At 63.3% G+C, this 12076-nt stretch carries 7 protein-coding genes; all 7 read left to right on the top strand.

Features of this window, described 5'->3' with window-relative positions; all coding sequences use genetic code 11:
- Nucleotides 1-131: 131 nt before the first annotated feature.
- Nucleotides 132-3434 (top strand): error-prone DNA polymerase, encoded by a 3303-nt coding sequence (locus tag AC1P6P_RS16305; RefSeq protein WP_481403505.1) that lies wholly within the window; start codon nt 132-134, stop codon nt 3432-3434.
- 215 nt (nt 3435-3649) lie between these two features.
- A complete protein-coding gene (locus AC1P6P_RS16300; protein WP_481403504.1) occupies nt 3650-5647 on the top strand; it encodes an FAD-dependent oxidoreductase in 1998 nt (665 codons plus the stop codon).
- A 14-nt stretch (nt 5648-5661) separates the two neighbouring features.
- The gene (locus AC1P6P_RS16295; protein ID WP_481403503.1) at nt 5662-7506 is read left to right on the top strand and encodes a [FeFe] hydrogenase, group A; all 1845 of its coding nucleotides are present in this window, start codon (nt 5662-5664) and stop codon (nt 7504-7506) included.
- A 566-nt stretch (nt 7507-8072) separates the two neighbouring features.
- Complete coding sequence (locus AC1P6P_RS16290; protein WP_481403502.1) at nt 8073-8498, top strand: NADH-quinone oxidoreductase subunit NuoE family protein; 426 nt, start codon at nt 8073-8075, stop codon at nt 8496-8498.
- Between the two features lie 11 nt (nt 8499-8509).
- Entirely contained in the window at nt 8510-9703 is a 1194-nt protein-coding gene (locus AC1P6P_RS16285) for a complex I 51 kDa subunit family protein (RefSeq protein ID WP_481403501.1), read from the top strand.
- 51 nt (nt 9704-9754) lie between these two features.
- On the top strand, nt 9755-11668 hold the full coding sequence (locus AC1P6P_RS16280) for an NADH-dependent [FeFe] hydrogenase, group A6 (RefSeq protein WP_481403500.1): 1914 nt from the start codon (nt 9755-9757) through the stop codon (nt 11666-11668).
- A 43-nt stretch (nt 11669-11711) separates the two neighbouring features.
- The coding region (locus AC1P6P_RS16275) for a biotin synthase BioB (RefSeq protein WP_481403499.1) at nt 11712-12076 on the top strand (365 nt) is incomplete at its 3' end.

Genomic DNA, 12076 nt, shown 5'->3' with positions numbered 1-12076 from the left:
GAGCGTATTGCGATGGAATGGTGGCACTCGGCCGAGCCGGAGCGCGACTATTACCGCGCTGAAGACGAGGAGGGCCGCCGCTTCTGGCTCTATCGCCAGCGCGGGCATTGGTTCCTGCATGGGGTGTTTGCATGAGCTCCTACGCAGAAATTTGTGCGGCGACCAATTTTTCTTTCCTCCATGGCGCATCGCATCCGCAGGAAATGGTGGCGACCGCTGCTGCGCTGGGACTGGCCGCGATCGGCATTGCCGACCGTAATTCTCTGGCTGGCGTGGTGCGCGCCTACGATGGCTGGCTGCAATGGGATGGGCCTAAGCCGAAATTGATGGTCGGGGCACGGCTGGTGTTTGCCGATGGCACGCCCGATATTCTCGCCTATCCCTCTGATCGGGCTGCCTATGGTCGTCTTTGCCGGCTCCTCAGCCAAGGCAAGCTGCGGGCGCCCAAAGGGGCGTGCTATCTTGGCTTCGCGGACCTTCTGCAATGGCAAGAGGGTCTGCTGCTGGTGGTTCTCTCTCGCCAAGCCGGCCCTGGGGAGGGGGGAGGGACCCAAAAATCGTGGAACAATTATCTTGCCGAGGGCGCTGCCAGCGACATCGCCTCGCGCAAAAATCCCGAAGATATTCAGAGCCTTCTGGAAGAACTGCGGAGCGTGGCACAGGGCCGGGTCTGGCTCGGCGTGAGCATGCCGCTGAAGGGTGACGATGCCCGTTGGTTGGCTCATTGGCAGAAAATTGCCCAGGCCGCGGGCGTGCCGGTCATCGCCACCAATGACGTGCTCTATCACGAGCCCGGCCGTCGGCCGCTGCAAGATGTGATCACCTGCATCCGCGAACACGTTACCTTGAAGACTGCTGGGCGGCGGCTCGAGAGCAATGCCGAGCGTCACCTGAAATCACCGGGCGAGATGGCCGGCCTGTTCGCGGCCGCTCCCGAAGCGCTTACCGAGACGCTGCGGCTGGCCGATGCGATGCGGTTTTCGCTGGCTGAGCTCGAATATAACTACCCTGACGAACCGGTGCCGCCGGGCAAGACTGCCGAGCAGCACCTGACCGATCTTGCTTGGGCTGGGGCCGAAGACCGGTACTTCGGTATCATTCCCGATAAGGTGCGCGAGACGCTTGAAAAGGAATTGGCGCTGATCACCCAAATGCGGATCGCGCCCTATTTTCTCACCGTGCATGACATCGTGTCGTTTGCTCGCCAGCGGGACATTCTGTGTCAGGGCCGCGGTTCGGCGGCCAATTCGGCCGTTTGCTTTGTCCTTGGGATTACGGCCGTCGATCCGATGCAGGTGGACTTGCTGTTCGAGCGTTTCGTCTCGCAGGAGCGCAAGGAGCCGCCTGATATCGACGTCGACTTCGAGCACGAACGCCGCGAAGAGGTGATCCAAGACATTTATGCCCGTTATGGCCGCCATCGCGCCGCGCTTGCCGCAACCGTGATCCGTTACCGTCCGAGGAGTGCGATCCGGGACGTCGGCAAGGTTTTTGGTCTTACCGAAGATGTTACCGCGGCGTTGGCGTCCGGGGTTTGGGGCAGCTGGGGGGGCCGCCTGAAGGACTCGGAAGTCCGTCAAAGCCTGATGGATCCGGTCAATTTGGTGATCGGTCTGGCGGTTCGCATGGCCAATCTGCTGATCGGCTTTCCGCGCCATTTGTCCCAGCATGTCGGCGGTTTTGTTCTCACCCGTGACCGTCTCGACGAGATCGTGCCGGTCGGCCCCGCCACCATGGAGGATCGCTGGTTCATCGAATGGGATAAGGATGACATCGACACCCTGATGATGATGAAGGTCGATTGCCTGGCACTCGGAATGCTGACCTGCATCCGCAAAGCCTTCGATCTCATCAAAGTGCATGAGGGTAAGGTTCTGGCACTCGCCTCCGTCCCGCGCGAGGATCCGGCCGTTTACGACATGCTGTGTGCTGCCGATGCGATCGGTGTTTTCCAGGTCGAAAGCCGGGCCCAGCTCAACATGCTGCCGCGACTGGCGCCGCGCCGGTTCTACGATCTCGTCATCGAGGTGGCGATCGTGCGGCCGGGCCCGATCCAGGGCGACATGGTGCATCCGTATTTGCGGCGCCGCTCGGGCAAGGAGGCGGTGACGTTTCCCTCGCCGTCACCCGAGCATGGCCCGCCCGACGAACTGACCCAGGTGCTCGCCAAAACGATGGGCGTGCCGCTGTTCCAAGAACAGGCGATGAAGCTCGCCATCGTCGCCGCCAAATTCACCCCCGGCGAGGCCAACGGCTTGCGCCGCGCCATGGCCACCTTCCGCAATCTCGGCACCATCGACACCTTCAAGGCGAAATTCGTCGGCCGCATGGTGGCGCGCGGCTATGCGGCCGAGTACGCCGAGCGCTGCTTCCGCCAGATCGAAGGCTTTGGCTCCTACGGCTTTCCCGAAAGCCACGCCGCCAGCTTCGCCCACCTCGTCTACGTTTCGGCTTGGATCAAGAAGCACCATCCGGCCGCGTTTTGCGCCGCCCTGCTCAATTCCCAGCCGATGGGATTCTACGCTCCGGCCGAGATCGTCCGTGATGCCCGTGATCATGGGGTGGAGGTGCGCCCTCCCGATGTGAATTTCAGCCTGTGGGACAATACCCTCGAACCCCGCGCCGGCGGTCCCGCCGTTCGTTTAGGTCTCAGGCAGGTGGAAGGCTTCCACAAGAACTGGGCGGCGCAGCTCGTGACCTGCCGCGCCAACGGCTATCGCGCGGTGGAGGGCCTGGTCGCCCGGGCCAAGCTGCCGCGCCGCGCCATGATCATCCTGGCCGAGGCCGATTCCTTCCAGTCGCTGGCGAGCGACCGGCGCGAGGTGTTGTGGGCGGTGCGCCGGATCGCCGATCCCACCGGCCTGCCGCTGTTCGATGCGCAATATGTCGACATCGAGGAACCCGAACAGATCGCGCCTTTGCCGGAGATGGCGCTGCCGGAGCACGTCCTGGCCGATTACCAGATGCTGCGGCTGTCGCTGCGGGCCCATCTGATGCAATTCCTGCGGCAGACGTTCCGCGGCGAAGGTGTCAAAAGCTGTGCCGAGATCGGACAGGGGCGGGACGGCGAGGCGGCGGAGTGTGCCGGCATCGTGCTGGTCCGCCAGATGCCGGGCGAGGCAGGCGTCGTTTTCATCACCTTGAGCGACGAAACCGGTGTCGCCAACGTCGTGGTCTGGCCGCGGCTGGTGGAGACGTTCCGGCGCGAGATCATGGGGGCGCGGCTATTACTTGTGCAGGGCCGCATCCAGAAGAGCCCCGAAGGTGTGGTCCATCTTGTCGCAGAACGTGTTATAGACCGTACCGCCGAACTGGAGCGCCTCTCCGAGGATGCGGCCGAGGCCCCCCTGTTCCGCAGTCAAGGCGCGGCGCCGCATCTGCACCGGCATCCACGCATGGTGCGCGTCGTCCCCAAATCGCGCGATTTCCACTGAAGCGTGCCACTAAAATGTCGCATTTGACATTCCGCAAAATCGGGGCCGTTTGTCGCGATCCCGTGAATCCGGGCAATTCCCTATGTATCCGGCTGCGCTCTGCCGCTAAGCAGCAGCCGCAAAAAGAACCATAGAGAGGCCCACGGGCGGGTCTTCGATTCGCGCCCGGCGCGAGGCCTCCTGCCGAATTCACGAGTGAGCAGGGAACAGAACTAATGGCAAACATCGTCTACGGCGTCTGGAACGGAGCCGTTCACGACTACCGCGACCCCACCAAGCAGAACCCCGAAAACGCCGTCGCCCTACGCGGCCTCGACGTCTTCAACGAGGGCAACGCAATCCGGGCGTTCGTCGGCGACCGCGGCTTCTTCGTCCTCGACAAGGGCGTCAGCCTCATCGACACCTTCTGGCGCTACATGGACAAGGCCGCCGAACAATCGTGCGGCAAGTGCACGCCGTGCCGGATGGGCACCGTGCTGGTTCGTGACGCGCTCAACGAGCTGCGCCAGGGCAAGCCGTCGCCGCTCAATCTCGACGACATCACCGCGCTGGCGCGCCAGATGACCGACACCTCGCTGTGCGGTCTGGGCCTGACCTGCGGCCGGGCGCTGCTCGATGCGCTGGAGAACTTCCGCGACGAGTTCGAGGCGGAAATCGCCGCCGGCAAGCAGCCTGATCAGGAAGGCATGATCTACGTGACGGCGCCCTGCATCGAGGCCTGCCCGTCCAAAATCAACGTGCCGCAGTACATCGATTACATCCGCGACGGCAAACCCTCGCACTCGCTCGGCGTCATCCTGCAGAAGTATCCGATGGCTGCCACCTGCGGCCGCGTCTGCGTGCGTTTCTGCGAAATGGCCTGCCGGCGCAACCTGGTCGACGAAGCGGTCGGCATCAAGACGCTGAAGCGCTACGTCGCCGACTACCAGACCGAAACCGGCGCGCTGACCTTCTCCAAGAACATGATCAGCGAGTCGTTGCCGCCGTCGATGCGCGTGGCGGTCGTCGGGGCCGGCCCGGCCGGCGTTTCCTGCGCTTACCACCTCTTGCTGCACGGCTATCACGTCGACATCTACGAAGCCCAGGAACAAGCCGGCGGCATGGCCGCGATCGGCATTCCGAGCTACCGCCTGCCGAAGGACGTGCTGCAGTCCGAAATGGACATCATCACCCAGATCGGCGGCCGCTTCCTGTTCAACCAGAAGCTCGGCCGCGACTACTCGGTGAATGATCTGTTCGCCAAGGGCTACCGCGCGGTGTTCCTCGGGCTGGGCTGCCAGGAAGGTACCAAGCTGGGCGTCGAGAACGAAGATACCAGCCTGGGCGGCTATGAATCCGGCATCGGCTTCCTGCTCAAGGTCCACGACCACGTCGCGGGCATCAAGGAAACCAGGATGGATGGCGACGTCGTCGTGGTCGGCGGCGGCAACGTCGCGATGGACTGCGTCCGCTCGGCGATCCGCATGGGCGCCCGCACGGTCCACTTGGTCTATCGGCGCACCCGCGATGACATGCCGGCCGACAAGGAAGAAATCACGGCGGCGGAAGCCGAAGGCATCGTGATGCACTATCTGACCAATCCGACCGAGATCATCTCGAAGGACGGCAAGGTGGTCGGCGTCAAGCTGGTGCACATGCGCCAGACCGAGAAGGACGCGCGCGGCCGTCGGAACGTCGAGCCGGTCCCCGGTTCGGAGCGCGAGCTGCACTGCACCACCATCATCGCGGCGATCGGCCAGCAGGTTCAGTCCGGCGCCATCACCGAAGCCGACGGCGTCAAGCTCAACAAGTGGAAGACGATCGAGGTCAACAAGGCGACGCTGGAAACCTCGCGCGAAGGCGTGTTTGCCGGCGGCGATGCCGAAACCGGTCCCGCCACCCTCATCCACGCCATGGCGGCCGGCCTCAAGGCGGCGCGCGCCATCGACGACTGGGTCAGGCTCGGCGAAGTCAGGTTCTTCCCGCGCTCGCGCATGCGTCAGATCCTGCACGAGAACAAGCTGCTCGCTTCCGACGTCGCCGAAATCCCGGTCAAGTCGGAATACCGCGTGCACCATCCCGAACTCGACCCCAACATCCGCAAGCAGATGTTCGAGGAAGTCGAGCGGCCGATCAGCCGCGAAGCGGCCTATCACGAGGCCAAGCGGTGCCTGAGGTGCTACCGCGTTTATTCGGTCATCACGGCGGATGCCGTGCCTGAGTCCCACAATTAAGGAGCGCCCCCACAATGGAACACGAACTTCCCGAGGGCGAAGAAAAGAAGATCGTCCACGCCACGATCAACGGCCTGGCCATCGAGGCCGAGGAAAACGAAACCATCCTGCACGCTGCCCGGCGCTACGGCATCTATATCCCGACGCTGTGCGAGCTTGACGACATCGACCACACCCCCGGCACCTGCCGCGTGTGCCTCGTCGAGTTCACGCTGCCCGGCGCCGCGTCGTTCAAGCTCGCCACCTCCTGCAACACGCCGGTGGTGGACGGCATGACGGTGCAGACCCGTTCCCCCCGCGCCCGTGAATCGCAGCGCCTGCAGGTGGAACTGCTGCTCGCCGACCATGACCAGGACTGCGCGACGTGCGTGCGTCACGGCAACTGCGAACTGCAGGACGTTGCCCAGTTCGTCGGGCTTCGCGAAAACCGTTTCTACGATCCCAAGTTCGTCGAAACGCGCGAGATCGACGATTCCTCGCCAGCGATGATCCGCGACATGACCAAGTGCGTGCGTTGCCAGCGCTGCATCGCGATCTGCCGCGACGGCCAGGGCGTCGACGCTCTCGTCCAGGTCGGCATCGGCCAGGAAAAGGCGGTCGGCCTCAAGTATGGCCTGTCGCAGAAGGAATCGACCTGCGTCACCTGCGGCCAGTGCGTCCTGATCTGCCCGACCGGCGCGCTCGGCGAACGCGACGAGACCGACAAGGTCCTGTCGATGATTTACGATCCCGAGATCGTCACGGTGTTCCAGTTCGCGCCCGCCGTGCGCGTTGCCTTCGGCGAGGAATTCGGCCTGCCGGCCGGCGCCAACGTCCAGGGCCAGATCATCACTGCCCTGAAGCGGATCGGCGCCGACATCGTGCTCGACACCAACTTCGCCGCCGACCTCGTCATTATGGAGGAGAGCGCCGAACTGTTGAAGCGGCTCGGCGAAGGCAAGCGCCCGACCTTTACGTCGTGCTGCCCGGCCTGGATCAACTTCGCCGAAATCCACTATCCGGAAGTGCTGCCCTATCTGTCGTCGACCAAGTCGCCGATGCAGTCGATGGGCGTGGTCTGCAAGACCTACCTGCCGGAGAAGATGGGCATCGACCCGAAGAAGGTCCGCACCATTGCCATCATGCCGTGCACGGCCAAAAAGGACGAAGCCGCCCGCAAGCAACTCGAACTCGATGGCATGGCAGAAATTGACGTCGTCCTTACGACGCGCGAACTCGCCCGCCTCTTGCGCCGCGAAGGCATCAACCTCGCCAAGCTCGAGCCGTCGGGCTTCGACAATCCGTATGCTTCCGAGTTCTCGGGCGCCGGCGCCATCTTCGGCACCACCGGCGGCGTGATGGAAGCGGCGGTGCGCACCATGTACTACGTTGCCAACGGCACCGAATACGACCGCATCGAATTCGAGCAGTTGCGCGGCTTCGAAGGCGTCCGTACCGCGACCGTCGACATGGGCGGCAAGATCGGCGTCGTCAAGGTCGCCATGTGCCATGGCCTCAAGCCGGCACGGACGATCGTCGAGGAAGTGCTGGCCGGCAAGGCGGATTTCGACTTCATCGAAGTCATGGCCTGCCCGGGCGGCTGCGTCGATGGCGGCGGCAACCTTCGCTCCAAGAAGGCCTACATGCCGAACGCCCTCAAGCGCCGCGCCACGCTCTACAATGTGGACCGCGCCCAGAAGGTGCGTCAGTCGCATAACAACGAGCAGATCCAGGCGCTCTATCGCGACTTCCTCGAGAAGCCGTATTCGGACAAGGCCCATCACCTGCTGCACACCCTCTACAATGACCGCAAGCTCAAGCTGACGCGGACGGTGAAGGAGATCTGGCAGGACCTGACGATGAGCACGCAGGTCTACTGACCGGCTGCAAGTCCTTGTGAGTCTTAGAGACAATCCGGGTTGTCGGCGCCGCCGGCAGCCCGGATTTTCTTTTTGTTGATCTTTCACAATGAAAAGCCGGGGTTTCCGGCCTCTTGTTCAGGCAAGTCGCAAGTATTCCAATCGCGGAGGTGTGGTGTGCATCACGTCCGTTCGGCGAACGTGAATGCAAGGCTTGAAGGTGCTGGCACCCATGCGATTCCGGCATTTCCTGGCGATACCCTGCGGCGCGGTCTGAAATCTTCTGAATTGTTTCGTGAACGTCCCAACGGTCTTTGCCGTCGGGCGGCTGTCGGAGGTGTGTGCGCGTAGAAATGTCGCAAGCGCGGCAAAAACCAATCTGAGGCGCCCCGAAAACGAGGGCTCCCAGGTGCAACAACAAAACGGGGCGTGTTCTTTCGAATGGGTGCCCGAGTTTGTATCAAGGGCATGTGTTCGCAAGCCGTTCGTCCCGGACAGGGGAGAGAAACGGAATGGATGCTCAGCAAACCTTACGGACGGAGGTGGAACAGCTCGTCCGCGTTCACGGCCGCAGTCGAACGGCCCTTATGCCCATCCTTCAGGGTCTCAACCGGGCGCACAGCTACATCTCCGAAGACGCCATGCTGGCGGTCTCCTCCGCGCTGAACGTGCCGCGGGCGGAAGTCTACGGCGTCGCCACTTTCTACAGCTATTTCAGCGTCAAGCCGCGTGGCACCTATGTGATCCGCCTGTGCCGCACCATCTCCTGCGCCAAGCAGGGCGACTACCATCCCGCGATCGCCGCCTTGTTCGACGAGTTGGGTATCGGATTCGGCGAAACCACATCCGACGGTCTTTTCACCATCGAGCAGACCAACTGCATCGGCATGTGTGATCAGGGACCGGCAATGATGGTCAACGAGGTTCCCCACATCCACCTCACCGAAGCCTCGGTCCGCACCATTCTCAACGATTACCGCCACGCTGCCCTGGCAGCGAAAAAAGCGCAGTGAGGGGGAAACACATGGATCCGAAATCCGTACACGGTTTTGTCGGCAACAAACTCTCCTTCTCCGAAGTGACGCCCAAGGACGGTATCGCCATGGCAGCCGAGATGGCCGGCGAGGACGTTCTCGCCATCATCGGCGCCTCAGGCCTCAGGGGCCGCGGCGGAGCGGGATTTCCGACCGGCAAGAAGTGGGAATACGCGCGCAGCCAGGAAGGCTCGCCGAAATATGTCATCTGCAACGCCGACGAGGGCGAACCGGGCACCTTCAAGGACCGGCTGATCCTCACCGATTTTCCGGAACTGGTTTTCGCCGGCCTCACCATTGCAGGCCGGGCGGTGGGGGCCGAGTTCGGCATCCTCTATCTGCGTGCCGAATATGGCTGGCTGCGCGATCACCTTGAAAGCGCGCTCGACCGTTGCCGCGCCGCCAACACCCTCGGCAAGGCGATCATGGGCGCCAAAGACTTCAATTTCGACATCTCGATCCGCATGGGATCGGGCGCTTACATCTGCGGCGAAGAAACCGCGCTGCTGGAATCGCTCGAAGGCCGGCGGGGCGACGCCCGTAACCGCATTCCCTTCCCGGTTCAGGCCGGCTATCTCGGCAAACCGACTGTGGTGAACAATGTCGAGACGCTTGCCTGGGTGCCGTGCATCATGGCCAAGGGTCCGTCGTGGTTTGCCGCCATGGGCACGCGCAAAGCCCCCGGCGCCTGGCTGTTCTGCGTCTCCGGCGACTGCAAGCGCCCCGGCATCTACGAGTATCCGTTCGGCACCTCGCTGCGCCAGATCCTCAACGACGTCGGCGCCGAGAACGCCAAGGCGGTACAGGTCGGCGGCGCTTCGGGCACCTGCGTGCCCCCGGCGCAGTTCGACCGCACCCTGACGCCCGGCGACCTTGCCACCGGCGGCTCGATCATCGTGTTCGGACCCGGCCAGGACATGTTTGCGGTGGCCGAGAATTTCCAGCACTTCTTCGCCGACGAATCCTGCGGCCAGTGCATCCCCTGCCGCCTCGGCAACCAGCGCCTGCTGGAGGCGATCGGCAAGATGCGCAAGGACGGCCTCGACGCCGACGGCGAACGCAATGTCCGCCAGCTGGCCCAGACCATGACAGTGGCCTCCAAATGCGGCCTCGGTCAGATGAGCGCGCGCGGCTTTCTCGCGATCCTGAACAACTTCTCCGGCGAATTGCCCGGCCACGCCTGACGGCGGGTTCGACGCATCACCAGGAGCAACAGAACACTGAAGGGGCATTTTATGGACTCCGAAACGATTACCGTCTCGATCGACGGCAAAGACGTGAAAGTCAGCCCGGGAACGACCGTTCTCGAGGCGGCCCGCGCCGCCGGCATCCACATTCCGACACTCTGCCATCACGACGATCTGTGCTCGGAAGCCTTGTATTCGCAGACCACTTCCACACCGCACCGGGGCGAGCACACCCATCAGCACGAAGAGAGCGCGATGCTGTCGACGCCCTCGAGTTGCCGCATCTGTTTGGTGGAAGTGGAGGGTCTGCCGAAACTGCACGCCAGCTGCGCGCTTCCCATCCACAACGCGATGACGATCCGCACCACCTCCACCGCGATCCGCCACGCCCGTCGCGACATCCTCGAACTGATGATGAGCGAGCATTTCGGCGACTGTTTCGCCTGCGCCCGCAATGGCACCTGCGAACTGCAGAAGCTGTGCGCCGACTATGGCGTCACCTCCGAACGTTTCGGCCGGCCGCATGAGCCGCTGTTCGAAAAGGCGGCGGCCGGCAACATCATCATGCGCGACCAGAACAAGTGCATCCTGTGCCGGCGCTGCGTGCGCATGTGCGCGCTCTACCAGGGCGTCTACGCGCTGACCACCGAGGGCCGCGGCGATCACAGCCGCATTGCCACCTTCATGGGCAAGGAGATGAAGGACGCCGCTTGCATCAATTGCGGCCAGTGCATCAACCGCTGCCCGACCGGCGCGCTTACAGAACGCGACGACACCGATGCCGTATGGCACGCCATCGAAGATCCCGACAAATTGGTGGTGATCCAGACCGCACCGGCTCCACGCGCCGCCATCGGCGAGGCGTTCGGCTGCGAACCCGGCACGCCGCTGACCTTCCAGATGAACACTGCCTTGAGGCGGATCGGCTTCGACAAGGTGTTCGACACCAACTTCTCCGCCGATCTCACCATCATGGAGGAAGGCTCCGAGCTGATCAGCCGCCTCTATAAGGCGCTCGTTCTCAAGGACAACAGCGCGGCGCTGCCGCAGTTCACCTCGTGCTCGCCGGGCTGGATCAAGTTCATCGAGCATTTCTATCCCGCCTACCTGCCCAACCTCAGCTCGGCCAAGAGCCCGCAGCAGATGATGGGCGCCGTGCTGAAAACCTACTTCGCCGAAAAGAACGGCTGGGACCCGTCCAAGATCGTCTCGGTCTCGCTGATGCCATGCACCGCCAAAAAGTTCGAGGCGGCCCGGCCCGAGATGGATTCCAGCGGCTATCGCGATGTCGACTATGCCCTGACCACGCGCGAACTCGCCCGCATGTTCAAGCAGGCCGGCGTCGAACTGCCCAAGCTCGACAAGACGCCGTTCGACGATCCCTTCGGCACGCCGACGGGGTCCGGCGTCATCTTCGGCGCCACCGGCGGCGTGATGGAAGCGGCGCTGCGAACCGTCATCGAGATCGTCACCGGCGACAAAGTGGAAAGCCTGTTCGATCATGCCGACATCAAGCCGGTGCGCGGCTTTGACGGCGTGCGCATGGCCGAAATCACCATCGGCAAGGTCGGTCCGGTTCCAGCGATCCTGTCGCACCTGGTTCCCGACTTCGAATGGCTGAAAGGCGCCACGCTCCGCGTCGGTCTGGCGCACGGAACCGTCAACGCCATCCGGGTGATGAAGGACATCGAGGAAGGCGGCCCGCTGTCGAAGTGCCACTTCATCGAATTCATGGCCTGCCCGGGCGGGTGCCTCGGCGGTGGCGGCCAGCCGATCCCGACCGACCGGGAAATCCGGGCGGCGCGTGCGAAAGCCCTCTATAGCGAGGACGCGACGTACGTGGTACGGAAGTCCCACGAAAACGAAGATGTCTTGCGCATCTATCGCGAGTTCTTCAAGGAAGGGCCCTGCAGCCACAAGAGCCATGAACTCTTGCATACCCACTACAAGGAACGCGTCTAGGCCGTTCGACGAAGACACCGCCAGGCTGGCGGCTCAATCCGATTTGAGCCGTCAGGACCTGGTAAAACTACTGAGTGCCAGCACACCGGAACAAATCGAAGCCGTCCGCGCCGAGGCCGAGCGGGTCCTGCTCGCCAATTGCGGGGACGGCGTCTTTTTGCGCGGACTGGTGGAAGCCTCCAATGCCTGCGCCTGCGACTGTCTGTACTGCGGCATCCGCAAGTCGAACCGCGACGTCAACCGCTACACCCTCGATCTCGACGACATCATGGCCTGCGCCCGCCAGTGCGCCGACTACGGCTATGGCTCGATGGTGATCCAGTCGGGCGAACGCGCCGACAAGAAGTTCATCGATCTGGTCGCTGCCGCGGTCGCCCGCATCAAGGCCGAGACCCGTACCGCGCAGCA

Source organism: Rhizomicrobium sp. (assembly GCF_056722145.1).
This window is presented reverse-complemented; position numbering and strand designations above follow the sequence as displayed.

What these genes read in the sequence shown, in the direction of transcription:
- AC1P6P_RS16295 (WP_481403503.1), top strand. Translation starts at nt 5,662, where the DNA reads ATGGAACACGAACTTCCCGAGGGCGAAGAAAAGAAGATCGTCCACGCC.
- AC1P6P_RS16290 (WP_481403502.1), top strand. Translation starts at nt 8,073, where the DNA reads ATGCCCATCCTTCAGGGTCTCAACCGGGCGCACAGCTACATCTCCGAA.
- AC1P6P_RS16285 (WP_481403501.1), top strand. Translation starts at nt 8,510, where the DNA reads ATGGATCCGAAATCCGTACACGGTTTTGTCGGCAACAAACTCTCCTTC.
- AC1P6P_RS16280 (WP_481403500.1), top strand. Translation starts at nt 9,755, where the DNA reads ATGGACTCCGAAACGATTACCGTCTCGATCGACGGCAAAGACGTGAAA.
- AC1P6P_RS16305 (WP_481403505.1), top strand. Translation starts at nt 132, where the DNA reads ATGAGCTCCTACGCAGAAATTTGTGCGGCGACCAATTTTTCTTTCCTC.
- AC1P6P_RS16300 (WP_481403504.1), top strand. Translation starts at nt 3,650, where the DNA reads ATGGCAAACATCGTCTACGGCGTCTGGAACGGAGCCGTTCACGACTAC.